Annotated in this window: 17 protein-coding genes; 7 read left to right on the top strand and 10 right to left on the bottom strand. The window is 38.0% G+C overall.

Annotated elements, in window-relative coordinates:
• Positions 1-65: 65 nt before the first annotated feature.
• Positions 66-638, top strand: a complete 573-nt coding sequence (gene pnuC, locus RT138_RS06300) for a nicotinamide riboside transporter PnuC (protein WP_313190044.1) — start codon at positions 66-68, stop codon at positions 636-638.
• On the top strand, positions 639-1,715 hold the full coding sequence (locus tag RT138_RS06295; protein WP_313190043.1) for an acyl-CoA dehydrogenase: 1,077 nt from the start codon (positions 639-641) through the stop codon (positions 1,713-1,715). It abuts the gene before it with no gap.
• A 53-nt stretch (positions 1,716-1,768) separates the two neighbouring features.
• On the opposite strand, the gene RT138_RS06290 is transcribed toward RT138_RS06295, so the two are convergent.
• From RT138_RS06290 to RT138_RS06250, 9 genes are all read right to left on the bottom strand, one after another.
• Positions 1,769-3,040, bottom strand: coding sequence for a DUF4302 domain-containing protein (locus RT138_RS06290; protein ID WP_313190042.1), 1,272 nt, complete (start codon positions 3,038-3,040; stop codon positions 1,769-1,771).
• A gap of 8 nt (positions 3,041-3,048) precedes the next feature.
• On the bottom strand, positions 3,049-4,314 hold the full coding sequence (locus tag RT138_RS06285) for a DUF4302 domain-containing protein (protein ID WP_313190041.1): 1,266 nt from the start codon (positions 4,312-4,314) through the stop codon (positions 3,049-3,051).
• Positions 4,311-5,171 (bottom strand): substrate import-associated zinc metallohydrolase lipoprotein, encoded by an 861-nt coding sequence (locus RT138_RS06280; protein WP_313190040.1) that lies wholly within the window; start codon positions 5,169-5,171, stop codon positions 4,311-4,313. Before RT138_RS06280 ends, RT138_RS06285 begins: the two co-directional genes overlap by 4 nt.
• A 12-nt stretch (positions 5,172-5,183) precedes the next feature.
• Positions 5,184-6,656, bottom strand: coding sequence for a RagB/SusD family nutrient uptake outer membrane protein (locus tag RT138_RS06275; protein ID WP_313190039.1), 1,473 nt, complete (start codon positions 6,654-6,656; stop codon positions 5,184-5,186).
• A 12-nt stretch (positions 6,657-6,668) separates the two neighbouring features.
• Positions 6,669-10,337, bottom strand: coding sequence for a SusC/RagA family TonB-linked outer membrane protein (locus RT138_RS06270; protein ID WP_313190038.1), 3,669 nt, complete (start codon positions 10,335-10,337; stop codon positions 6,669-6,671).
• Positions 10,338-10,438: 101 nt separating this feature from the next.
• Positions 10,439-11,599: a FecR family protein gene (locus tag RT138_RS06265; RefSeq protein WP_313190037.1), complete on the bottom strand. Its 1,161-nt coding sequence runs from the start codon at positions 11,597-11,599 to the stop codon at positions 10,439-10,441.
• Between the two features lie 56 nt (positions 11,600-11,655).
• Positions 11,656-12,180 (bottom strand): RNA polymerase sigma factor, encoded by a 525-nt coding sequence (locus RT138_RS06260; protein WP_313190036.1) that lies wholly within the window; start codon positions 12,178-12,180, stop codon positions 11,656-11,658.
• 391 nt (positions 12,181-12,571) lie between these two features.
• Positions 12,572-14,473 (bottom strand): FAD/NAD(P)-binding protein, encoded by a 1,902-nt coding sequence (locus tag RT138_RS06255; RefSeq protein WP_313190035.1) that lies wholly within the window; start codon positions 14,471-14,473, stop codon positions 12,572-12,574.
• A gap of 484 nt (positions 14,474-14,957) precedes the next feature.
• On the bottom strand, positions 14,958-15,962 hold the full coding sequence (locus RT138_RS06250) for an LLM class flavin-dependent oxidoreductase (RefSeq protein ID WP_313190034.1): 1,005 nt from the start codon (positions 15,960-15,962) through the stop codon (positions 14,958-14,960).
• A gap of 530 nt (positions 15,963-16,492) precedes the next feature.
• Here RT138_RS06250 and pckA point away from each other — a divergent pair.
• The 3 genes from pckA to RT138_RS06235 are packed head-to-tail and all read left to right on the top strand — an operon-like array spanning position 16,493 to position 20,013.
• A complete protein-coding gene (gene pckA, locus RT138_RS06245; protein WP_313190033.1) occupies positions 16,493-18,067 on the top strand; it encodes a phosphoenolpyruvate carboxykinase (ATP) in 1,575 nt (524 codons plus the stop codon).
• Positions 18,068-18,078: 11 nt separating this feature from the next.
• A complete protein-coding gene (gene fbp / locus RT138_RS06240) occupies positions 18,079-19,104 on the top strand; it encodes a class 1 fructose-bisphosphatase (RefSeq protein ID WP_313190032.1) in 1,026 nt (341 codons plus the stop codon).
• 51 nt (positions 19,105-19,155) lie between these two features.
• A complete protein-coding gene (locus RT138_RS06235) occupies positions 19,156-20,013 on the top strand; it encodes a YciI family protein (protein WP_313190031.1) in 858 nt (285 codons plus the stop codon).
• A 73-nt stretch (positions 20,014-20,086) separates the two neighbouring features.
• Here RT138_RS06235 and RT138_RS06230 read toward each other — a convergent pair whose 3' ends face one another.
• Positions 20,087-22,252 (bottom strand): S46 family peptidase, encoded by a 2,166-nt coding sequence (locus RT138_RS06230; RefSeq protein WP_313190030.1) that lies wholly within the window; start codon positions 22,250-22,252, stop codon positions 20,087-20,089.
• 267 nt (positions 22,253-22,519) lie between these two features.
• Here RT138_RS06230 and RT138_RS06225 point away from each other — a divergent pair, with 267 nt between their 5' ends.
• Both RT138_RS06225 and RT138_RS06220 read left to right on the top strand, forming a co-directional pair.
• Positions 22,520-24,262: a chloride channel protein gene (locus RT138_RS06225; RefSeq protein WP_313190029.1), complete on the top strand. Its 1,743-nt coding sequence runs from the start codon at positions 22,520-22,522 to the stop codon at positions 24,260-24,262.
• 347 nt (positions 24,263-24,609) lie between these two features.
• The gene (locus RT138_RS06220) at positions 24,610-25,776 is read left to right on the top strand and encodes an efflux RND transporter periplasmic adaptor subunit (protein WP_313190028.1); all 1,167 of its coding nucleotides are present in this window, start codon (positions 24,610-24,612) and stop codon (positions 25,774-25,776) included.
• Positions 25,777-25,854: the final 78 nt, after the last annotated feature.

Here is a 25,854-nt window from a genome sequence, read left to right as displayed (position 1 = left end):
ACCATTTCGCGAAATTGGAGGAAATCTTTAATAACATTATTCAAACATTGCAGCAAACTTCCTGGTTGGAAAGGTTTTCTGTGATCTGCGGCATTATCCAAGTCCTATTGTCCAAGAACAATAAGGTGTCCAATTACCTATTTGGGATAATGGGAATTACGACCGGGATGCTGGTTCTGTACAATGCAGGCCTATATGCTGAAATCGCTTTACAAATCTATTATTTGGTAATGAGTATCTATGGCTGGTGGTTTTGGATAAGCAATAAGACCGCGAAGGAACAGCCCATTACCCATACGACTAAGCAAGAATGGATTACCGTTCTCAGCATCGTATTTGGAGGTTTCTTGATCTTTTACTTTTTGCTTCGCAGCATTACCAATTCCGATGTGCCTATTTGGGACGCTTGGGTGACCTCCACAGCATGGGCAGGTATGTGGCTCTTGGCGAAAAGAAAAATAGAAAATTGGATCTTGCTCAATATCAGTAACTTCTTCGCGATTCCATTATTGATCCATAAAGATCTTTACCTATTTGCTGCACTGACCACGTTTCTATTTATAGTTGCCATATTCGGTTACCTCAATTGGAAACGGATCATGAAGATCCAAAAATTAGAATTAAAAACAGACAATTAAATGTTGACATCAGAACAAATCCAGATCATAAAGGAATTACAGACCGAAGGAATCAAGAATAAGGCGCTTACGAAAGAGCAACTTGACCTTGTGTACCAAAACAACTGGTTCAATCTTTGGGTGCCGAAAACATTAAACGGCTTGGAAATGTCCTTTCCAGAAGGCTTAAATTTATTGGAAGAGTTGGCCTATTGGGATGGCGGCTTAGCCTGGACGGTAACTTTATGTGCAGGAGCGAATATGTTTGCCGGTTTTATACAACCTAAATTTGCCAAAAGCCTCTGGTCTGATCCCAAGATCTGTTTGGGAGGCAGCGGAAGAGTCGGAGGGAAGGCGATTGATGCTGGCGACCATTATGTGGTTTCTGGTTTTTGGAGCTATGCCACCGGTGCACCTCATTTAACCCATTTCACCTTCAATGCTGAAATCATTAAAGATGGGGAGGTACTGAAGAATGAATCTGGCGAGAGTTTGTATTATTCCTTCCTGGTGCCAAAGGATGATGTACTGATCCATTATGATTGGGATACCATAGGGTTGGAATGTACCGCTAGCCATTCCTTTTCCTTTCAAGACCTGAAAGTGCCCCAGGAAAATGCTTTTGTCCTGGATCCAAAATTTAAGCAATCTGATTCAGCTCTTTTCAATATTCCTTTTATGCCATTTGCAGAATTGACCTTGCTGGTGAATTATGTAGGCATGTTTAAGCGGTTTTTGGATCTGTGCGAAAAGTATTATTTCGAGAAGTCTCAGGATACCTATTGGGCGGATAAACATAGTAAAACTCGTTTCAAACAGCTGGATCAATTACGCACAAAATTTGAAGGAAAGGTAGGTCAGGTGAAGGCTTATGCTGCTGAGCTATGGGAAAATGCCCTTGAAGGAAATGAAGTCGAGGCAGATCTGTATCTGAAAATCGGAGAACTATCCAGAGAAATTGCCAAGGATGTGCGGATGGATTGTGCAGAGATTTTGCCTTTGTTCGGGATTAGGGCCGCGCAAAAAGACAATGAATTGAATATCGTGTTTAGGAATTTATTTACGGCAAGCCAGCATAGTTTGTTGAATGTGTGGTAAAAAGAAACCAACTCCCCAGAAAGAATACTAGCTAGGGAGTTGGTAAAATAAATCTAAGAAACATCAGAGTTATCTTGGAAATAAGCCCAAGTTAATCCATCTGTTGCATCGACTATTGTATAACCAAGACCCGTTTTAATGATATAAAACCCATTAGGGTTATAGATATAACTTGTAGTGATATTCATGGCTTGGAGTATTGCAGGGTTAGTAGAGGGTCTGCCTTCCAAAAATGGAATAAACCTAAGGATACCATTATCTCCAAATCTAGCTACAGGACCATGGTTACTAACAGCGGTAGCCCCTCTTAAACCAATGGCCATAAACCAGTAATAGGTTTTATACTCCTCATTATAATCATAATTTGGAGCAAGAGTAAACGAAGTGAAATTTGGTAGTTTTTGAAAGCCTGCAATATCAGGTTGATTTCGCTTTCCAAAGCCTTGAGAAGATGTCCACCATAAAATTTTCGTACCGGCAATGGTAAATTCCTTTGCTGTTTTTATGTCGTAAACTTGTGGTTTGCCGACATTCGAGATTTCTATTCCATCTTTAGAACTTAGCGAAGTTGAGTTGAGCCTTAAACCTTCCATCAATTTTATTTTCACACCATCAATTTCAATTGGTCTTACCAGAGAAACTCCATTGCCATTAAAGAAATAATTTGATTTCGTAACGACTGGATTTTGATCGGTTCCAGAATAAAATAAAAATTGCCGTGAAGAGGTGTCGATTTCTAAACCAAAGGTCTTGCCGTTTTGCTTATAAGAAAAGAAGAATTTCGGCATTTCTGTCAATTTCTTGATTTTTTCTTGGTCTGCAATAATAGAATTACCTTTCAACTTGGTTAATTTTTCTGGAGTACATTTTGTCAAAGTCAGGATTGATTTTTTAGTTTCTCCTTCCAAGATTATCGTGTCATTCTTGATGATCTTGTACGAGAATAAGGTGTCGATATGTAGAGCATCAGCAGCGAGATTACCAAATTTACTGGTTTTTGGAAATGATAATGAAGCATTGGTATTAACAATTCCAAAGTGATATTCCGTATTGTCAAATCTTAAAAAGTTCCTTGAAAAATCACTCATGAATTCAGAAGACTTTTCTGTGTTAAATCCAAGATAACCATAGGTTGCAGTTTGATTTGGACCATATTCAAGGGTAAATTCCCAACCTGTTTTATGTGCCGCTATGGCATCTTTTAATTGTTGTAATTTCACTTCCGGTTTCTCCCAGACTTCTTCAACTTCAAAAGTTTTCAGTTCTCCTTTTTTACAGGAAAATAGGACACAAAGGGATAATATTAACCATATATATTTTTTCATGATATTTATTATTTAAATCTTATCCATACTCTACTATCTTTCACACTTACAAAATCGAATTGTTCATCTCCCGTTTCAAAAACGTAAAACCCTTGTGGATCAAACCAAATCTGATTTTGATTTTTAACTATTTCTTCAAATTCAGGCCCAAAGCTCTGTCCAGCCATGTCACGAAATACCTTGAAGGATAAAATGCCTTGATTGTTATATAAAGTGGTAAAGACGGGGCCAAGATTGTACTCGTCCAAAAATATGATAAACAAGGCGTCAAAAGGGTCTATGTACATTCTTGGGATATATAGCAGGAAATTAAAGGAAGGGAAGGATCTAATTCCCAAGGCATCTTTTTTACCTGCGATCGTAAAACCAAAAGCAGAGGAATATCTTTTATTGATCAGATACATTCTTCTAGGCGCATCTTTATCGATAGAGATGGGCTTGTCTTGGTTTGTGATATCGATATTTACAGATCCATTTAATTGGGCAGATGCCTTATTGTTTGTTTTATCAATGATAAAGTTTTCAAAACCTTTGACTGCAAATCCACCTGCATTAAAAGGGTCTTTCAAATAAATTCCTTTGTCGTTTACAGCATATTCGGTCTTAAAGGATTTGAAATTTGAATTTTCCTCATAATAAAAAGCAATATTTTTAGATTCTGGATTGAAAATTACCCCGTAATCCTTGTTGTTTATTTTTAGGGTTTTATAGTAATGTGATAGCTGATTAATTTCATCGACCTTTTCATTCAGGATAAAAGCCTTTTTAATATAATCATCACCTTCATTTTCTTTGGCCCTAATCAAAATTAAATCACTTTCATTATGATTTCCTACTAGCTTTATCGTATCTGTCGATGTTTCGATAATGGAAAATTCAAAATCTGAGATCAAACCACCACCCCTTAAACCACCACTCTTTTGTTCATCGGGATCTGATAGTTGATGGATGTAGGAATAAGTATCAAAATAAAGACTTACAACCTGATCAGCAGCTAATCGGTAAGAACTTTCGTCGGAAGTTCCTGCTTTGATGTTATCAATTGTTGCGTAGCTTTTAACCCTATTTTTATCGTCAAAAGTGAACTTAAAAGTATAACTTCCTCCACCTTTGGGATATAAATAGCCAATCCAGCCATTTTTTGAACTCGTCAATTGTTTTGCATATTCATCTTTTAATTGGTTCAATTTTGCATCAGGTCGCACTCCTTCAAATTCCTTTTTACAGGAAATAAGGAGCAAGCATATAATCATTGAGAAAATTAATGGTTTCATTTTGTTGTTGGTTTAGTTAACGAAGTAAATGCGGCTCGAACTTCTCTTTGTAAAGCCCTAAAATCGATATTGAAGACTTCCTTATAGTATTGGACAACGATTCTTTCCTTCAGGCGGAAAGTGTCTTCTACAGGAACATTGGCTTTTACCAACTCGTCAAACTTCTCTTGTCCTTCCACCAGTAGGTAGGCAATGGTTTCAACGAAATCTTCTTGTTCGGCAGATTTTGCATAACTCGACACAAAGCCCTGAGAATTAGCCGTTGCTTCTGGGGTATTGAACCAAGTTTGTGTATACCAGGCTGTACTTATGCCTCTCCAGGCCTGAGGGTAATGGATATTCTGATGCAGAATATGGGCGAACTCATGATGAATGGTATGTAACATCTGACTGACTGTCTCAGGCTTTGAAAAATCAAAGTCATTAACAACATATAAAACGACCTTGGTTCCGCCTTCGGCAGTACCCAAAATAATAGTTCCATTGTTTTGGTATTCCGCACTGCCGACCAAGATGAACTTGGATAGAGAGTACCTCTTCAAAAACTCTTTCCCAGCAACTTTTTCATAGGGTTTCATCCATATATCTCTAACAGCCGTTAGTACAGGAATCACTTTTTTTTCTTGGGGCGGTACCAGCGTCCTATTATAATTGATTTCGAATGGAGTCCATTTATATTTGATCTCAATATTATAGGATTTAATAAATTCTTGGAGGATAAATCTATCTAAAGGTCCGTTTGCCCATCTTTCACCACCTAAATCCACAATCGGTTCTTCGGGCAAGGTTTCCTCTTTGGCACAAGAAGTAAATAGGGAAATTAGGAGTAAGAATATAGCATATTTATAATGTTTCATAACGATTGTATTTTATCTTGGATTGGGTTGAACACCTGATAAAACGACCTCAGCAGGTAACTGGAAAAGTCGCATTGGGCTATTTGCACTTAGTATGTAGGTTTCTTTTTCATCATGAGTTTTATGGACCACAACTATTTTATGTCGAGCGATATCAAACCATCGAAGTCCTTCAAAAAGAAATTCCCTTCTTTTAAAGTCTAAGGCAGCTTTAATAATGTTTTCTTCAAGATTTAAGTTCCCGTAAAAAGAGTTTAACCGATTGACATTGACATTGTGGATATTTGGTTCATACACAGGGATATCTGCGCCGTAAAAGACTTTACGACTGATGAACGTATTTAAGTCTTTGATACCTTTATCGTAGTTTTTAATGCGAGCATAAGCTTCCGCGCGGTTTAATAGCAACTCATCTGCAGTCAATAGTGGGATCATATTATGAGGTATACCATAGGCTGCATTTAGACTTCCTTTCACAAAGTGTTCTCTAAATTTTGGGATATTTAAGGAATAATCCGTTCCACCATAAATAGGGTATGCAAAACGACCTGTAGTGATATTGTCTCCATAGATTAATTCGGCAAGTATAGGAGCGGTAAATCCAAATCTATTGAATGCTAAATCTCTACCCCAAGATGAAACGGCTTCCACTAACAAAAGATTGGTCGGGTTTTCCGTGCTTGAATACCATTGTTCCAGGGTCAGGTATTCCAAACCAGCAAAGGCTCTGTTATTTACTGGCCTGATATAATTGGAAAGGTCTTCCCCAAGTGCAAGGTTGCCATGTTCAACGGCTTTTTGATAGTTATGTTTAAATAAATAAAAGCGAGTTGCAAAGGCATGGGCTGCAGCTTTGGTAAAATGGTATTTTTTGACCTTATATCTATTGTCATCAAGTAAGGGAAGTCCTTCCACGATATCTTTTTCAATGAGGTCATATAAGCCCTTAACCGTTCCTCTTTCATATTTATTGAGTACAAATTTTTCAGGTACAGCAATAAAAGGAATACCAGGGTCTGTGCTGGAGGTAATAGGATCATAATCTTTACAGAACAAGATGGCCAGCATATGATGTGCATAGGCTCTGGTCAAAAGGGCTTCACCTTTTAAAGACTCAGTTTGCTTGTTTAACCCAATTTTTTCTATGGCCTCCAATGCATGATTAGACGCACTGATGGCCTTGTATGCGGCATACCAGTAAAAGGTGGGGGAATCGGAATCATTGGTCTCCACATCCCGGAACATCCATGGGTTCATGTTCGTTTGAACATTGGAACTGCTGGTCATTCCTTTGTCTCCAGCGTTGTCTGATGCAGATTCCGTAAAAGGGATGTAATTTCCTCTAGGATAAGCTGAAGTCAATAATTCTGCAATTTTGCTCGGTGAGTCTAATTCTGTCCTTAAATCGGGTGGTGTCTCTAAAAATTTAGAACATCCCAACAATAGAAAGGCAGAAAGGATAGTTAATAATACATTTGTTTTCATAATAGTTTTCGTTTATAATCCGGCTTTAATGGATAAAGTAAATTGACGTGGTATTGGCAATGCCACTCCTCCGGATCCATAAAATTCAGGGTCTTGACCATTCAACTTTGGATCTGAGTAAATCAGAAAGAGGTTGTTTGCAACAAGATTTAAAGAGAGGTTATTGAAGATTGATTTACCAAAGAATTTTTTTGGAAATTGATAGCCCAAGGTGATCTGTTTCATCCTGATAAATCCACCATCTGCCACGCGTTGATCTGTATAATTGTATGCGTTATAAACTTGGTCTCCAGGTAATCTAGAAGACGTTCTAGAGGTCGCAATAGAAGGGGATAAGCTTTCATACGGCGCTAGAAAACGATCTAGGAAATCATAGGACATGGCATCCAATTCGGAATACTGATTCTTATAGATAGGATTAAGTCTTACTTTGTTTCCTGCACTATAGGTTACTAAAAACGAAAGGTTAAGGTTTTTATAGTTGAAATTGTTATAAAAACCACCATTGAATGTTGGGTCTACCGGTCCTTCATATTTTAAATAGTTCGTCTGTATACTTTGAAGGAATACATTGTTTGAGATTTCATTGTTTTCATTGACAAATATGGGTGTGCCATTGAATTCGTTCAATTTATCGAAGTCGATGGAAAATAAGCCACGATGGGGATATCCTTCTTTAGCTGCTCCAACAGAATTTACTAAATTCCAGATGTTAGGTTCGTTTCTAATGGAGGTAATTTCATTGTCGTAAAAAGCATTTGTCAATTGGGTTTTCCAGCCCCAGTTCTTTCTGTCAAACACAGTTGCCTTAAACAATAATTCTATTCCCCGCGATTTCATATCGGCATAATTGGCATATTTTATAGCTTCACCACCAATTCCTGAAATCCGCATCGGACCAATTAGATCAAACGCATCTCTTTTATATAGATCCAAAACAATCTGATATCTTCTATTGGCGAATGTTGCATCTAAACCAATATTCGTTTCATATTGCTTTTCCCAGGTCAAATCTTGGTTTTCCAAAAAATCGATGTTGATTACCGGTTCCTGTTCATGAATGAATGGCCGGTTGACAGAACCTGAACGCAGAACCAAACTTGCATTGGTGGCAGGTCCCATACTGGCGGTCAACCCATAAGTACCTCTCAAGGTCAAGGTGTTGAAGAAAGTCTGATTTTTGAAGAAATTCTCTTGGTCGATATTCCATGAACCAGAAAGGTTCCAAGTTGGGAGCCATCTTGCCACGCGGCTTCTTCCTAATTGGTTTGACCCATCATATCGAGCTGTACCGGTAAATTGATATCTGCTATCGAAGGAATAAGTTCCATTTGCCGCAAAGGCTACAAAACGGTCAGAGAAGAGCTGCATTTTGTAGTAGGGTAAATTTCCTTCTACGGCCATCTTGATAATATTTGGGTCTATAAAAGGAACCCCGCCTTTATCAAACTGATATCCATAACCGGTCATATCTTTCGTCATCCTGTCCAAGAATCTTATTTCCTGTGTAGCGAATGCTGTGAAATAGTGTTTTTGAGAAGTAAGGTTCCAATTAAAACTGTTCCTTAAATAAAAGCTTTTAAGAATGTTCTCATTGGTAATATAGATACCTCCATAAGGCAAAACGGAAATAGGTCTAGCGTCTGGATTGGCAGGGTCTCGGTATAAGAACCTATTTTGGTTTGCGATGATGCTATTTTCAATTCCGTCTACTCCGTAAATTGTACCGGCACGATAAGCATTGGATAAATTGGAGGTTTCATTTATTTTATGTTCATTTCCTGTGCTTGCATAGCGATATGCTCCAATGAAGTTATAATTTATGTTTTTAGGAAGCTTATAGTTTAGTTCCCCTTGGACCTTTAGATCAATCATTTTTAACTCCATATAATTTTTATCCAGTTCATTTAATATGTTGAACGGAGCATAATTCATGGTTACATTTTCCCTGTTTCCATTTTCATCAAAGGGCGCGATGACCCTTGAGGTATTCATAGCATAGGAAAAAGGATTGATATCAAAATTTCTTGACACTACACCCGTAACTGGATTGCTATCTTGCCCTAAAGTGCCGGGAGCTTTTTGGTCACGGATAGAACCTGTTGTCAACAAGCCTATCGATAACTTATCGGTGATATTGTAATTTCCTCGAATATTCGCAGTATATCTTCTTACTCCATTCGCTTTTGCCCAACCATTATCCTGTAAAAATGAAGTTGAATAATAGGTTTGGACCTTATTGTTACCGTTTGAGAAACTCACGGAGTGCTCCTGTAACAATGAATTGTTGAAAAGAGTTTTGAACCAATCGGTATTTTGATAGATGTATCTTTTCAAGAAGGCTTCACGACCTTCGGGGGTGTTTTCAATTAAAGGGGTTCCATCTGCTTTCCAGGTAGACAAGCCTCTGGATAAATTTCCGAAAATCCCGGAATTCATATTGTTCCGGATCAACGCATAATCAATGGCTCCCTTTCTGGCGATCTCTGAATAAATTGACATTTGATCATAAGAATTGACAATATCAAATTGAGAATAGGAAGGGCGGAGGTAGGTCGTGAAATTTCCTAAATAGGAAACGGCTTGAGTTCCTGATCTACCTTTTTTTGTCGTGATAATAATCACTCCATTCATTGCCCTAGCACCGTAAAGCGATGTAGCGGCAGCATCTTTTAGGATTTCGAAACTTTCGATATCATCGGGGTTTATTCCGGCGACAGAGGATCCCAATAGCGTGTTGGCATCACCTGTAGATAATTGGTCATTGGAAATATTGACCACATCTTCCAAAATAATCCCATCAATTACCCATAGCGGTTTGTTATCACCGGTAATGGAGGTCGCACCCCGTACACGAATTTTCGGAGCCGCTCCAAAGGTACCCGAGACATTCTGTACACTCACACCTGAGACCTGGCCTTCCAACATTCGGGATACATCTGGAACCCCAAATCGTTGTGCATCTTCGGCTTTTACTTTCGTTGCTGCTCCGGTAAATTTACGTCGATCAATGGTTTGGTAGCCAGTTGCGACCACATCAACAGTTTCTAAGGTCTGTTGGTCGCGTTGCATCGTGATGTTGATTGTTTTTCTTCCCCTTATGGTGACCTCCTGTCTCTTATAACCTAGAAAACTGACAATGACAATATCTGTGGGTAGGGCAGAGATCTCGAATTTTCCATCAGGATCTGTAAAAGTGCTTTTGTTAGTGCCCTTAATGCTGACAGATGCAGCAGGTAGTGCTTTGCCTTCAGCATCACGGACAGTACCCTGGATGTTTTCTTGTTGGCTGACAAAGGAGGTCAGGGTTTGTTGCCTGCGGATACTGATCGTAACTTGGTTGTCCGAAATTTGATAGGCCAGTTTTTCCTTTGGCAAGATTAATTCCAGGACTTGCACCACGGTACCCTTCTCTATATTAATGGTAATAGGGCCAGTGATCAGGTTTACACGGTCATTGTAGAAAAATTGATAATTGGTTTGATCAGCAATCGCCTTTAGGACCGTGTTTAATTTTGCCTTTTGGAACTTTACGGATATTAATTGTTCATTTGCCTTTACGATAATGCTATATAGCATCAAAAGGATCAATAGAATAATGAACTTTAGGATCTTTACTAGGAATTTAAGGTCAAAGCCTTTCTCTTTTCCTAGTTTTTTGTGAACTAAAAAGTACAGCATTTTAAGAAATTGATTAGATGTTTAAAATTGGTTCTTGTTTGTATCGGGACTAGCCACAGGTAGCTTTATATCCCTAAAATAGATGTTATGTCCTCATGTTATCAATGTTTAAGGGTTGAAATTATTTGGTTATCTATAATCTGGAAATTGTATCTGGAGGTGTTATTTAAGATGCCAAGGATCTTAGAAAGGTTTACATCTCGATCAATAGTGCCCGTAAAAGTTTCATCATTTTTCTGGATGCTTTGGTAATTGGTCCTTATGCCATACCAATTCTCAATCTGGAATAAAATATCAGCGAGTTTATCGTTATGGAAGATGAACTTTTTGTTTTTCCAAGCTAATTCCTTTTGTAAGTCGGAATCTGAAATCATGAGTTTATCTGCAATAAGCTCGACTTTCTGATTAGGCTTCAATTCTTTGAGATCTAATTTTGACCTTATTTCAATTTTACCTTCCTCAAGGGAGGCTATTAAATTGTTGTTATAATTATTGACATTAAAGGAAGTCGCTAAAACCTTAATTTCTGCATCGGCTGTTTTGACGATAAAGGGATGTTTTGGATGGTGTTTTATCTGGAAATAAGCCTCACCGCTTAAGTTGATCATTCTGATTTGCTGATCGAATCGAGAAGGAAATTTTAGGGTTGAGTTGGAATTTAACCAGACCTTGCTGCTATCAGGAAGTACGATCGAATAATATTGGGCAGCAGGAACCTGGATCTCTAGCCATTTTATTTTTTCATTTTTAGTCGATTGGTTGACTGTAGTTATGATTTTTTGATCCGAATTGAGGATTTCTCCTGAAAGTTTCACCTGTAAAGGCTTATCCAATTGGATCTTTTCACCATTAGTCAGGATAAGCTGAGCTCCGACCTTGGCCGGAAATTTATCTTTGGAAATTGTGGTTTCATTATGTTCTTGCCGTGCATGTTGCTTTGACACTCGGTCATCAAGCCAAGAATCGAAATCCATGAACAGCACGGAAAATCCAATAAGGAATGCAGATGCTGCAATAGCGAATTTATATAAACTCTTTTTCTTCTTTTTTTGTCTCTTGGCCCATGATTTTTCAGCATCGAAAGAATTCAATAGCTCCAAATCGTTTTTGAGTTGCGTGGTATTTACAGCATCTCGGAAAAAGTCTTTGTTATCGATGTTTTCTTCCAACCAATTATTTAATTTCCTGATATCACGGACCGTACAGATACCTTGAATGTACTTGAAGATCAGAATGGCGATTAGTTTCTCCTTTTGGTTCATAATTATAATTAAGAAAACTTAATTACGGAAAAGGATGAAAGCTTATTAAAATAAATTTAATTGGAAGTTAAGAAATTGATAAATACTAAGAAATATTCGGGATTAAGGTGCTTCTGCAGAAATGCTAGGCCTCTTTTTTTGTGGGTTTTGACCGTGTTGATACTGATATTTAATTGGTCTTTAATTTCGTTGTTGGTAAGTCCTTCAAAAAAGCTGAGTTTGATAACCTGTTGGCACATGTTGGGTAGGGCATTGACCAGTCTATCGATTTCTTGCAATAGTTCCGTATAGATGACGAGACGGTCAATATCTTGGGGATCTTTTTCATCAAACCCTGTAATTCTCCAATACCTTTGACTTATTTCATTTCTTCTATGTTCATTGATCAATTTATTTCTCACGGTAGTATAAAGAAAGGATTTAATGGCCGAGGGATTGCTGGATATTTTGGATTTGTTCAACAGGTAAGAAGTGAATGCATCCTGTGTTAAATCTTCTGCGCGGTCATAATCCCCTGTTAATTTGAATGCATAGAAATTTATGAATTTGTAATACTTGATGTACAAATTTTTGTCAGACATATTGACTGGAGTGTTCATTTTTGAATGATAAAGGTATTATAACAATGGTTTAATATGAATAAATATATGTAATTAAAAATTAAATATATTCCATTATATTGAAAAAGAGTTTAATAGCTTGGTGGTTCAGCGCTTAATGCTTGAAAACAGAAAATTATTCGATTCTTCTAAAATCGAATTGTAAAAATAAAGAAGGGTATTGGGGTTGGTTTTGTTAATGGGAGAGGGATAAAAAAATGATGGTGGATTTTAATCCTCTTCTGAATTAAAATCATCACCATCATACAGGAATTCTATCAATATAGAATTCGATTCTTGTGTTAATACTTCGTCTTTTATCATCTTTAATAATTTTTATTATCAAAAATATAAATAGACTTTAATCTGTGTATTAATTCGGTGTTAAGTTTGTGTAATTAACATTAGTAAAGGTTAGACTGTAATTTGGCCTGCTTTCCAATATTGATTTATTCTTTATCCTTTCTAATGTAGCCTGACACCAGGTATTGCTGAAATTATTCGTTTCTCTTGATAAGCTGTCATTCTGTAAATATATTCCATCGGTTGGAATTCCATACAGGTAAATTAAGCCATTCTGTATATTGCCTATAAGTTTTCCTTCTCTATCAACCGCTATTTTCCCGTTACTATAGTTTCCATTGACAATTTCCTGCACATATCCTTTCCTTCGCATACGTTCGTATAGCTTGTTGTTTTTTAGTTTCAGGTTGCCTTTTGGGATTCGGGCATCGATCAGGAAATTAAATTCTTTTTCTACATAAGAATTCTTTAACAATAAGGCTTCAGGTTGGACTTCGACAACTGGTTCTTCAGAAAAAATAAATTTTACATAGCCATCTTTTGCCAAGCAGAACAATTTATCAATACTATCTCTTGGAGGTCCAAAAGCGGTATGATTAATGAACCCTTGCCAATATTTTTCAAAGGATTCCTGGGATTCCTCGTCAAATCCATTATGCGAAAAGAGTTCGGCAATAAGATAAAAGCCTTCTCGAATCGCAGCAATCGCAGCTGCCATCGGACTTTTTAGCTCACCTTGGTCAGAGAGCTTCATGCTGTATATGCTAAGATCGACAATGAACTCATGGTAATTTGTTTCCATCTGCACTTTTGAATAGGTCATCGGATCGATGAGTGCGGAGATTGAAAACAGTTTGGTTGCATCAAAAGTATCAATGAACTCTAGAATTTCCGCTGAAGTCAACTCTTGGGTTGCATGGGTATAGGAATAGAAGGCTAATTGTGCTTCAAGGTTGTAGGTAGGCAGTATGTCCCTTTCAAAATTTAAAGGTTCATTTCTGCTTTTCAACAAATTGAGCCAATCCTCATTCATTATTTTTAATTCATATTTATTTCCATTCCAGAATGCATTCCGCGGTAACATGGGAAGGTTTCTTCTTGAAAACGGATAGATTATAGGCTCATATCCCGATGGAAGATAGCGGTATTCATGGTCCTGTTTATAGAATATTCCTCCTCGGCCTTCAGTAAGGTGTAGGACAGCATCCATAAAGGTCAAGCCTATTCCTTTAATGGCAACATCGACCTGCGCTGGAATCTCATCTAATAGCTCCACAGGGTATGTTTGCGGAAGATAGAGGATGTTTTCATTGCAATCCGATGCTAAAAGATCTTCTTCCTCCATATTGGAATAACTGTGGCCAGTACAAAATATGGCAGATTCATATTGGAACGGCAATGTCTTTTTCGAACTTGTCAGCTGTACTCTGTCCATGTGTATATCCATGTCCAAGATATTGCTATTGACCAAGCTAACTTCGATCTGATTGGGTTTATGGCTCAAGGTCTTGTGCAAAGCATCCATTAAGTAGAGTCCCATCAGCTCCCTAGAACAGAAATCTGAAGGGTTAGGACTGCTTTCTGCAGATTTGTTTTGATGGATCCAATCAATAAGTTTTAATCTGTTTGGAATATAATGTGACGATTCCGGCTCTTCCCAACAGCTGATTTCCGCAATGCAATCATTCATGATGAGATAGGAAGGCAGAGTAGGTTGGAAGTGAGGTCCAGAGGCAAATTCTCGGTTGTGATTGAACCAATGAATGTTGATGGGTTTATGGATGTTTTGGTCTATAGCTTTAGAAATAAAACGGTCTAGAGCATAAAAACCTTTCGGACCACCTCCAATAATAGCAATGTAAATTGCGTCTGATTTTTCGGCAGGCAATTCCTCGTCATTCACAATTTGGCTGTAAATGTGTTTAGGCACCTTATTCAGGTGTGGGTCTAGATATGCAGAATTCCAAATCATAATCTAATTTTTTATTAATCATTGGAGCTCAATTAAATTCATTAATAGATATAAAGCGTTTTAGTGCATTGCAAATCTTGCTATGATTGGATAACCATAGCCTAACAGTTTAGATTCACTTGTTTAGAAATTCACTTTTTTTGCTTCAATCAATGTTTTAACCCTTAGGATAAATTCATACCCTTCCAAGGACATCTAACTGATATCTCCAAAATTGTTAATTACTAAATCACATTAATAATATTTGTACCTTATTAAGCTAGACAAGCGTTAATGTGCCACTTGCTTCGCAATCTTTTCAACAAAGATTTAGTTATGTGTGATGTAGTAAATATAACAGTAAATAACCATAAACGTTTTAGAGAAATGTGTTTTTTGAGTTTATTTTATTAATATTTTTTATCAATACCCTAATGTTAGGGTATAAAAAAGGGGATTTACGTTAAATCCCCTTTTATTTATTACCTGAATGTGTTGAAATTGCTTATTCTTTGTTAATTAAATCGAAAGTGTCCTTAATTAATTCAAAGGATCTCAATCTTTTTTGATCATCAAATATATAATTTGTTGTCATGATCTCTTGTGCATTTACCTCCTCAATCAATTCATTAAGTGTCCTGGCCAATTGTTCAGGGTTGCCTGTATAGGTACTTGAAGTCATGGATTGAACCGCTTGCTCGATTTCGGGTATTCCGTGGAATATTGGTTTTTCCGTTGGTGCTGATAAAGGCATCCTTCGGTTGGTCACTATTCCTGCAAAAAGGTTCTGCAAGCTGCTGGATAAAAATATTGCCTCTTCATTGGTTTCTGCTGCCACTATATTTACACAAACCATAAAATAAGGCTCCTGTAGTTGTTCGGATGGTTTGAAATTCATTCTATAGATATCAGCGGCGGCCTTTAACATATTTGGGGCAAAGTGTGCCGCAAATGCATAGGGTAGGCCCAATTCCGCAGCAAGGAAGGCACTGTCTGTGCTGGACCCTAGAATCCAGATAGGGATTTCTAAGCCTTCGCCAGGGAATGCGCGAACCTTGGAGCTGTGGTTGTCGGAACTGAAATAGCGCTGTAGGGACTGCACATCATCTTTGAAATAGAAAGCCGTATTTAAATTATTCCGTCTAAGCGCCATAGCTGTAACTTGATCAGTGCCGGGAGCTCGCCCTAGGCCTAAATCAATTCGGTTGGGATAAATAGATTCTAAGGTCCCAAATTGTTCTGCAATCACCAAAGGGGAGTGGTTAGGAAGCATAATCCCTCCGGATCCAACCCTGATGTTTTTTGTTTGGCTTGCAATATGGCCTATGAGTACTGAAGTGGCCGAACTGGCAATGAATTCCATGTTATGGTGTTCGGCAAGCCAGATCCTGGTATAACCTAATTTGTCTATATGTTTGGCACCTTCCGAGGCTCTTTCGATCGCCTCAGCGGCTGTATTATTCTTTCTTAAGGTAGCTAATTCCAGTAGTGAATATTGGATGTTCTTCATAGGGTAAATATACATCGCTAATTACAATGAAATGGTAATCTTAATGTATGGAATTATTTGAGCTTTGTCACGATTCCTAAAATTTATAGAGAATACATGAAGGTAGTCTAGTATTAACATAGGGTTTAAGGGATTTTTTATTTGAGTAAGTTCAAATTTTACGTTTGATTTTTAATCAAAATTGGAATAATTTTTAACATATATTGTCAATTTATTAAAGGATATTGTCATTTCATTTTAGCAAGGTAGAATTATCGCTACATTTTCATTTCAATTAAAATAATAAATACCTTAAAATCCCTTAAAAATCGCTAGAAACCATGAAAAATGCATTTAAACTGTTTAAAGGCACATTATGGAAAACGCTGTTTTTTGCTGTCAAAAATTGCTAAATTAATTATATCTATATTTTTCATTTTATTCAATTGAAAATAAGATAGTTACAATTGTGTAAATTTTACAATATGCTAAATTTACTTTTTTTATTGCTAAAAATATATATAGCTTTGTTCGCAAAATAAATCCTATATATGACAAATTTAATCAGTAGTCAATTGGAGTCACTTGGGATCCGTCCTTCAAGTCCAATTTATTTTCAACTTCCAGTACCAGAACTGGTGGAAAGAGCGATTAAAAATAATGAAGCTTCCTTAACAGAAACAGGAGCATTGAGTTTCAAAACTGGCATTTTTACAGGGCGCTCGCCAGAGTCTAGATTTATCGTAAAAGACTCCGAGACAGCAGAGCATGTAAATTGGGGAAAAGTAAATAAACCCATGAGCATTGAGCTGTTTGACCTGTTGCTTGCTAGGGTAACTGAATATCTTTCATTAAATCCTATTTATGTAAGATCTGTACAAGCTTGTAATCATAAAGATTATGCGCAAAATGTGCTTACGGTTACCCAAAGTCCTTGTCAGGATATTTTTGTAAACAATATGTTTATCAATGTGGATGTTGAAACGCAAGGACCAATCGATTGGACGGTCTTAGCAGCTTCAAATCTAAAAGTTGAAGATTACCAAGCGCTGGGCTTGCCAACTTCACACTGCGTGGTTTTGGATCTAACCCGTAAAGTGGTCATCATCATCGGAACGGCATATACAGGAGAGATTAAAAAGGGGATTTTCTCTGCACTGAATTATTACTTGCCTTTAAAGCATAACGTGTTAACAATGCACTGTTCTGCCAATGTCGGTAAGAAAAACGACACAGCTTTATTCTTTGGCCTATCTGGGACGGGTAAAACAACGTTATCATCTGATCATGGTCGTTTATTGATCGGAGATGATGAGCACGGTTGGACGGAAAATGAGGTGTTTAACTTCGAAGGTGGATGTTATGCAAAGGCCATTGGTTTGACGCAGCAACATGAACCACAAATCTTTAATGCTATCAAATTTGGTGCATTATTGGAAAACGTGAATTTCAAACCTGGGACTCGTGAAGCAGATTATGACGATAGCAGCATCACAGAAAATATGCGCGCTTCATACCCAATCGAATTTTTGGAAAATGTAAATCCTAGGGGATATGGTGCTTCACCAAAACATATCTTTTTTCTAAGTGCGGATGCATTTGGAGTGCTTCCTCCGATCTCCAAGCTTACTGCTGAACAGGCTATGTATTATTTTATCAATGGATATACAGCTAAGGTAGCAGGAACAGAAATGGGAGTAAAGACTCCTACGGCTACTTTCTCTGCATGCTTTGGTGCTGCATTTATGCCATTGCACCCGATGCACTACGCAGAAATGTTAAGGAAAAAACTTGAAGAAAATCCGGATATCCAAGTTTGGTTGGTCAATACGGGTTGGGTAGCTGGTCCTTACGGCGTAGGTAGAAGGATACAGTTAAAATATACCCGTCAATTAATCCGTACCGCAATGGAAGGTCATATTGGCGAGGCAGGCTATGAAAAACATCCGATTTTCAATTTACAGATGCCAAGGGAATGTCCTGAAATCCCAACTAATCTATTAAATCCTAAACGCGTTTGGGACAATCAAGAAGCTTATGAGGAGTTAGCGGAAAAATTAAAGGGAATGTTTGATGAAAACTATGCTCAATTTATCCCGAAACCAGTTGAAAAGGTATTGAGTTAATAAACAGAGAAATGGGAATTCAAACATTAGAGCAATTTATTTCTGAGCAACAAACCCAATTTCCCCAAGCAAAAGGAGAATTGACTCGATTGCTACAAGGGATTTCTTTAGCAGCCAAAATTGTCCATAGAGAAGTAAATAAAGCTGGCCTTGCTGACATCCTAGGCAAGCAAGGGAATACCAATGCCCAAGGTGAGGAGCAGCAAAAACTAGATGTATTTGCAGACCATTATTTTATGGATGCATTGGAAAGAGTTGGCGAATGCTGCTATCTGGCTTCTGAAGAACATGAAGACGGAATAGATCTGACAAAGCGAAATAAATACGCTGTAGGTAAGTATATGGTTTATTTTGACCCTTTGGATGGCTCTTCCAATATTGATGCAAATGTGTCAGTAGGTACCATTTTCTCCATCTATAAAAGAGTAAGCTCCGGAGAAGATATCGAGAACATTGATTTTGCGCAGATCGGTAGAAAACAAGTTGCTGCAGGATATGTGATCTATGGTTCTTCAACCATGCTTGTCTATACTACTGGAAAGGGAGTGAATGGCTTTACATTGGATCCATCTATTGGAGAATTCTGTCTTTCCCATCCAGGTTTAAGGATTCCTGAAAATGGAAAGACCTATTCTGTAAATGAAAGCAATTACAATCAGTTCTCCCTTGCGATTAAACAATACCTGCAATTCTGTAAAGAAATCGATAAAGAAACCAACCGTCCATATTCATCACGATATATAGGTTCTTTAGTAGCCGATTTCCATAGGAATATGATTCAAGGTGGTCTGTTCCTATATCCGGATACGTATCAGTATCCGAATGGCAAACTCCGATTGATGTATGAATGTAATCCTTTGGCATTTATTGCTGAACAAGCAGGTGGTAAAGCAACAACCGGTGAGATGCCAATCTTGGACATTGAACCTGTTGAATTGCACCAAAGGACTCCGTTGATCATCGGAAGTAAGAACATGGTTGAAAAGGTAGAACAATTTATTGCAGAATATTCAAGTGTAGAACCATCTTTTGTATAGGGTATTATTTAAGTAGTTTGAAAATAATTATGTTTGCAAAAACATCTAATTATGAAAATACTATTTGCTGTACTGTGTCTGTTCTGCTTTCAGCTTTCCTGTGCCCAAGATAAATTACCGCTGTTTTTAAAAGGTCATTGGAAAATTAAGGGGAGCAATAGCGAAGAACATTGGGATGTACTTTCTGACAAGAGCATGAAAGGCTTTGGTTACAAAATTGACGGTGCTATTCCTCAGGTTTCTGAATATCTGGATATTCAATTGATAAAAGGGAAGGTAGTTTTGATGGCTACGGTAGTGGGGCGGAATAAAGGTTTAACAATTGAATTTACTGCCGATGGTAAACCATCTGATAAGGAGATCAAGTTTGTTAATCATAAGCATGATTTCCCGCAAGAAATTACCTATAGCAAGGCTCCAGACTCTACAGGGAATCTGATTGTAAAAATTGCTGGACAGGGAAAAGAGCATACACAAATCTTCGTGCCTAAGAAGTTTTCAGTTGCAGAGCAGGATACTGCCTATGATGAAGCTTTAGCACAGAAGTTAGGTTCAGATGAATACGGCATGAAATCCTACTTTTATGTGGTTTTGAAGACTGGAGAAAATAAAGATCAGGACAAAGATTTGATCAATACAGCTTTCAAAGGCCATATGGATAATATCAACAGGTTGGTTAAGGAAGAGAAGCTGATCGTTGCTGGTCCTTTTGGGAAGAATACGGATCAATATAGGGGTCTGTTTATTCTAAACAATGTAAAGACAGAAGAGGAAGCGAAAGCCATTCTGGAGACTGATCCAGCCATAAAAGCGGGGTATCTGACTTATTCTATTTATACCTGGTATGGTTCGGCTGCTCTTCCCATGTATCTTCCATATTCAGAAAAAATTACCAAATCTAAATTCTAATATAGTTAAAACTGATTCGGCCAGTCATTGCTCTGCAAGACTGGCCGAATCAGTTTTAACTATATATTGTGTCTTATTTAACTCCCATTTCTTGGATGATGAATTGGGCATTGTCAACCTTATCTGCTATCCATAACACATAACGGATATCGACACCGATCGAACGACTGTAGCTCTCATTCCAAGCAAAATCGTTGATAGTAGCATCATAAGCTCTATCGAAGTTCACTCCGATTAATTCTCCGTAAGCATTCATGATAGGTGAACCTGAGTTTCCGCCCGTAGTGTCCATGTTATATAGGATGTTAACAGGTACATCGTTCAAATCCTTTTTGAAGTAGTTTCCGAAGTTCTTGTCCAACCAGTTGGTTTTGATTGCTTCAGGATAGGTGAATTCATTTAAACCTGAGTTTCCTTTTTCAATAATTCCCTTTACGGTAGTGAATGGCTCCATGTAGGTGGCGTCTGCAGGGCTATAGCCCTTTATGTTTCCAAATGTCAACCTTAAGGTTGAATTCGCGTCTGGGATAAAGCTTTTCGATTGGAACTTTTCTTTTACGGCAATATAATCCGCCATTAACTTGTTCAAATTACCTTCTCTTCTTTTTTGTTCCGCATAGAATGGCTGCATTTCTGTTTCCAGTTCTTTTTGAAATTTCATTAAATCATCCGAATACTTTAAGAAAGAATTTACATCCTTTAGGACCGTGTTTTCAAAATACTCTTGATTAGAAAGTTTAGAGTCTTCGATGGCTTTAGTGATATAATCAGAAGCTGCCTGTTCATTACTGAACTTGTGAGCTGCAACAAAAGGAAGGGCATTGCCATCTTTTAATTGGTATGCTTGGGCAAACATGCTGTTTGCAATGCTTTTATCTACATTCAGATTGAAGCTTTCATAAAGGCCAGCTAACTGTTTCTTGAAATTATCTACATTGGCCTTGTACAGTTCTTCCTTGCGTTTGCTGGATAACTCCTTGTTAATTGCATCTTGGAAGCTATTGGTCAATGAAGCAAACTGTAAGGAGCGAATTCCAGAATAGATATTGTTATACCATAATTCTTTTTCTGCATTTTGAAAAACCAATCCGTAGTGTTGGTCTATATCTTTCATCAAGGAACCGTATTGAGCTTTCAACGTTGCATCATTTTCAATGAATTTTGCCAATTCCTCATCCTCCTTGATCTTGGTATTGACAAGGTCTATGTTTCTCAATCCTTTCAATTTACCTCTGTAATTCTTCATTACATTTGCATTTCTCTTGATCCTTGTTGCAAGTGCCAATTCAGTAGCTTTATCATCTTTTCCTGCAAGTAGCATCTGTTGATTTTGGAAATCATAAAGCTCAGAGGTATATGGCAATAAATATTGCTGCTGATATTCGATGTATTGGGCAGGTCTATGACGGAATGTACGTCCAGGGTAGCCAAGGATAAAAACGAAATCATTTTCATTTACACCTTTAGGGTTCACCTTTAAATGCTTCTTTGGTTTATAAGGGACATTATCTTTAGAGTATTTCGCAGAAGAACCGTCCTTGGCAACATAGGCTCTCAAGAAAGAGAAGTCACCTGTATGTCTAGGCCAAACCCAGTTGTCCGTCTCACCACCGAACTCTCCAATGTTCTGTCTAGGGATATAAACCAAGCGCACATCTTCTATGGTTTTATATTTGAACAATACATAGCTCTTGCCAATGAACATCTCAGAAACCTCAGCTTTGATGGTTGGATCTTGGGCTTCAGCTTCTTTGGCAATTTCTTTTCTTTTGTTGGTAATGATATCGATGCGCTGGCTAGGGTCAGTGACATTAGCAACAGCTTCTAAGATTCTTTGGGATACATCCTCATAAGAGTCCGTAATCCGGATATTCAGTCCCTTGGCTTCGATTTCTTGCTCATGTGAATTCGCAACGAATCCATTTTCTAAATAATTGTGTTCGGGTGTGGAGGCTAATTGAACGGCACTGAAAGCACAGTGATGGTTGGTGATGATCAATCCATTCGGCGAGACAAAAGAGCCAGAACATCCACTAACCTGAACCAAGGCGTCGACTAGGCCTATCTGTCCGGGATTATAGATTTCCTTTTCGCTAATTTTTAATCCTGCTTTTTTCAGACCGGCCTTGCCCAGTTCGCTCAATGGGAACATCCCTTCATCAGGAATGGCATTCGGAATGATGACCGTTCCGGTGGTTAAGAAAGCAGCAATAATCCCTGCTTTGATAAAGTTTAACATAACTATAGATTTTGTTTCACCCCAAAAATACTAAATGTTAATCGGCAAAAAAGATTTATTGCTGTAATACCTAGGGTATTATTTAACTATTCGATAAATGGTTCCTATATTTGCAGAAAATAGGGGATTTTATTCACGCTAATTTAATAATAGGAACCTTAGCCTTTATAAATAGCAAACATTAATCTTGAGCTATCTAAAAGGAGAAATGACCAAAGAATGAGACAAAAATTTCTAAAGAAACTAGAGGCTTTAAATAGGTGGAGAATGCAGAAGATTTCGAACAGAAATTTTCTAATCGTTCTAGCCTTTGTGGTGGGTATTGTAGGCGGGTTGGCAGCTGCACTCTTGAAAGGATTAACTCATTTTATCGCGGCCAAATTACAAGATGATCTAGAGTGGCATTTCAAATATTCCCTTTATTTAATATTTCCGCTGATCGGTATTTTCCTGAGTGTGCTATATGTCCGCAAGTTCATCAAGGGAAAGAAGCTTGAACACGGAATCACACCAATCATTTACGCCATTTCCCGACGTTCCAGTCGAATCGATTTACATAATATTTATTCTCAAATTGTTACCAGTGCCATTACGGTTGGCTTTGGGGGGTCTTCAGGATTGGAGGCGCCGATTGCCTATTCGGGTTCCGCCATTGGTTCCAATATCGGTCGATTCTTCGGATTGAGCTATAAAGAAGTTACGATGCTTTTGGCATGTGGAGCTGCAGCAGGTATATCCGGAGCATTTAACAGCCCCGTTGCTGGGATGGTATTTGCCATTGAAATCCTATTGCCCGAGTTTTCAATCCCTGTCTTTATCCCATTGTTGATTTCCTCGGCCTTAGCTGCGGTAATCTCCAGGATCTTATACAGCGAACCTTTGTTCCATACTGCCGCAACAGATTGGGAAGTGAGCTCGATATTCTTTTACATCCTATTAGCCGTTTTGGTCGGCCTCTATACCATCTATTTCTCCAAGATCAGCCAAGTAGTTAAGAATTGGTTTTCGAAGATCAAGAATCCATATAATAAGGTATGGGTAAGTGGGATATCTTTGGGAGTCATGATCTTTGTATTCCCTGCCTTATATGGAGAGGGCTATCTGACCATTCAACAAATCCTAGATGGGCACTTTAACTCCATTGTCAAGAACTCCTTGTTTTCAGACTATAGGGATATGGCCTGGGTAGTCGTCTGCTATACGATATTGACCCTGTTTGGGAAATCCTTTGCCTCACTCTTTACGATCAATGGGGGAGGAAACGGAGGTATCTTTGGACCTAGTTTGGTTATGGGGGGATTGATCGGGTTTGCCTTTGCCTATGGCATGAACCAAACAGGCTTTGTGCAGCTCAATGTCCCTAATTTCGTAATGGCTGGTATGGCAGCTGCACTTGCAGGTATTATGCATGCGCCATTGACAGGGATTTTTCTGATTGCAGAAATCACCGGTGGATATACCTTGATGGTACCTTTGATGCTGGTAGCCTCCATTTCATACCTAATCAATAGAGGGGTGATGAAGCATTCCGTCTATACCAAGGTATTGGCAGAATCCGGAGATCTTCTTTCTTATGAAGATAAGGACCGGACCGTACTCAGTATGATGAAACTTCGCTATGTTCTTGAAACCAATTTTGTCGTCCTAAGACCAGACCAGACCCCATTGGACCGTCAATCAGATATTATTCATTCCAAACGGAATATATTCCCGATCGTAGATGAAAAAGGAAAATTGCTTGGTATTCTTTACAGCGAGCGATTATTTTCAATTCTATTAGGAGAAGAGGAGGGAAGAGACAAAACTTTTGCAGTCCTGGCTCAAAAACCGAATGATATCATCATTGAAACAGAGAATATGGAGCATGTGATGACCAAGATGAACAAAGAAGATGTTTGGATCCTTCCGGTGGTCAATAAAGATGAGCAATATCTGGGCTTTATTTCAAAGTCCTCGGTATTCAATAAGTATCGCTGGCTATTAATAAGGCAAGGTCAATATTTGGAGTAATCCTTTCGATTTGACCAAAATATGTTACTTTATATACTCCGTAGCAATAATATCCCCTTGAAATTTCCTTGAAATCATACAAAGGATTGCCTTTGACTGCTGATTTTCCAATTGGTTTAATTAAAAAAAAATAAAGAAATCCCCCTTTTTTATTTTTCAAATGTTTGGTTTTATGCTTTGAAAACCAATGATTTAAAGCTTAAATGTCTTAGAATTAACAAAATATTAACTAAAGTATAATCTGTTAACAAATGTTAAACGGTACAATAATTGTTAAATGATACGTTAATAAGATGGAAGTGTAATAAAAATATTACGAATACAAAGTACAAAATCGGAAAATTACTGTGAAGAAAACAAAGTTATCAATTTTAAAAGCAACGTTATTATTAATAGGAGCAGTCGGCATCATGTCGAGTTGTTCTGAAAGTAAATCCAAAGAAAAAGAAGATACCGCAAAACCCATGGCATTACCAGTTTACACCGTCGATAAATCGGATGCTGTAACGGTAAAAGATTACCTAGGTACCATTGAAGGTAAGGTAAATGTTGAAGTACGTCCTCAGGTAGAGGGTTTGCTGCAGGAAATCTATGTAGATGAAGGTGCTTATGTGCAAAAAGGACAGAAGCTATTCAAAATAGATCCATCTTTTTATCAAGAGGATTTAAATAATATGTATGCTGCAGAGAAAGTGGCGCAAGCCAAATTAAAGAATGCGAAGTTAGAAGTTGACCGTTTGAAACCCTTGGTAGAGAACGATGTCATTGCAGATGTTAGATTAGCATCGGCCGAATCTGACTATCAAGTCGCAAAAGCAGGACTGGACCAAGCAGCTGCAGAAGTTCGCTCGGCACAGTTAAGTAGAAATTTTACAACGATCACCGCGCCAGTGAGTGGTTATATAGGACGTATTCCTAAGCGTATCGGAAACTTGATTACCAAAGGCGATAAAGAACCTTTGACTTATCTATCGGATATCCAGGAGGTTTATATCTATTTCGCGATGAACGAATCAGACTTCTTGTACTTCTCAAAGGCACAGGCAAAAGCTGATAGTGTCGAAGGTCGTAAATACGATAAATTGAAACGCCTGACTTTCCCAGAGGTTACCCTGATGATGGCCGATGGTGAGGAATATTCTTCCAAAGGTGTTGTAGATGCGGTTAATGGACAAGTTGATAGAACCACAGGTTCCATCTCATTGAGAGCGACTTTCCCTAATCCAAACAATATCTTGCGTTCAGGAAGTACCGGTACCTTAAAGATTGCCGAAGTCAAAAAAGATGTATTGCAGATTCCGCAGATTGCGACCAATGAATTGCAGGACAAAACCTTTGTGTTTGTTGTTGACAAAAACAATCAGGCACAACGTCGTAACATCAAATTGAACGGTTCTACCAAGGATAAGTATATCGTATCTGAAGGACTTCAAGAAGGTGACCGCGTAATTTTAAGTGGATTCGAAGAGCTGACTGATGGCTCTGTGATCATGCCTATACCTCAACAAAAATAATTGTCAAATTAATTTTGCTTATTCTAACCTTTCCTTTGCACATGCAGGAAGGGCTTAGGATAGCTAAACCCTAATATT

The sequence above is a fragment of the Sphingobacterium sp. genome (assembly GCF_032065005.1).
In the GTDB taxonomy this organism is placed as follows: domain Bacteria; phylum Bacteroidota; class Bacteroidia; order Sphingobacteriales; family Sphingobacteriaceae; genus Sphingobacterium.
Note: the sequence above shows the minus strand (reverse complement) of the source record. Positions and strands in the feature narration are given on the sequence as shown.

What these genes read in the sequence shown, in the direction of transcription:
- RT138_RS06260 (WP_313190036.1), bottom strand. Translation starts at nt 12,180, where the DNA reads ATGTCTGACAAAAATTTGTACATCAAGTATTACAAATTCATAAATTTC.
- RT138_RS06235 (WP_313190031.1), top strand. Translation starts at nt 19,156, where the DNA reads ATGAAAATACTATTTGCTGTACTGTGTCTGTTCTGCTTTCAGCTTTCC.
- RT138_RS06270 (WP_313190038.1), bottom strand. Translation starts at nt 10,337, where the DNA reads ATGCTGTACTTTTTAGTTCACAAAAAACTAGGAAAAGAGAAAGGCTTT.
- RT138_RS06225 (WP_313190029.1), top strand. Translation starts at nt 22,520, where the DNA reads ATGCAGAAGATTTCGAACAGAAATTTTCTAATCGTTCTAGCCTTTGTG.
- RT138_RS06275 (WP_313190039.1), bottom strand. Translation starts at nt 6,656, where the DNA reads ATGAAAACAAATGTATTATTAACTATCCTTTCTGCCTTTCTATTGTTG.
- RT138_RS06265 (WP_313190037.1), bottom strand. Translation starts at nt 11,599, where the DNA reads ATGAACCAAAAGGAGAAACTAATCGCCATTCTGATCTTCAAGTACATT.
- fbp (WP_313190032.1), top strand. Translation starts at nt 18,079, where the DNA reads ATGGGAATTCAAACATTAGAGCAATTTATTTCTGAGCAACAAACCCAA.
- RT138_RS06295 (WP_313190043.1), top strand. Translation starts at nt 639, where the DNA reads ATGTTGACATCAGAACAAATCCAGATCATAAAGGAATTACAGACCGAA.
- pckA (WP_313190033.1), top strand. Translation starts at nt 16,493, where the DNA reads ATGACAAATTTAATCAGTAGTCAATTGGAGTCACTTGGGATCCGTCCT.
- RT138_RS06280 (WP_313190040.1), bottom strand. Translation starts at nt 5,171, where the DNA reads ATGAAACATTATAAATATGCTATATTCTTACTCCTAATTTCCCTATTT.
- RT138_RS06285 (WP_313190041.1), bottom strand. Translation starts at nt 4,314, where the DNA reads ATGAAACCATTAATTTTCTCAATGATTATATGCTTGCTCCTTATTTCC.
- RT138_RS06250 (WP_313190034.1), bottom strand. Translation starts at nt 15,962, where the DNA reads ATGAAGAACATCCAATATTCACTACTGGAATTAGCTACCTTAAGAAAG.
- RT138_RS06290 (WP_313190042.1), bottom strand. Translation starts at nt 3,040, where the DNA reads ATGAAAAAATATATATGGTTAATATTATCCCTTTGTGTCCTATTTTCC.
- RT138_RS06255 (WP_313190035.1), bottom strand. Translation starts at nt 14,473, where the DNA reads ATGATTTGGAATTCTGCATATCTAGACCCACACCTGAATAAGGTGCCT.
- RT138_RS06230 (WP_313190030.1), bottom strand. Translation starts at nt 22,252, where the DNA reads ATGTTAAACTTTATCAAAGCAGGGATTATTGCTGCTTTCTTAACCACC.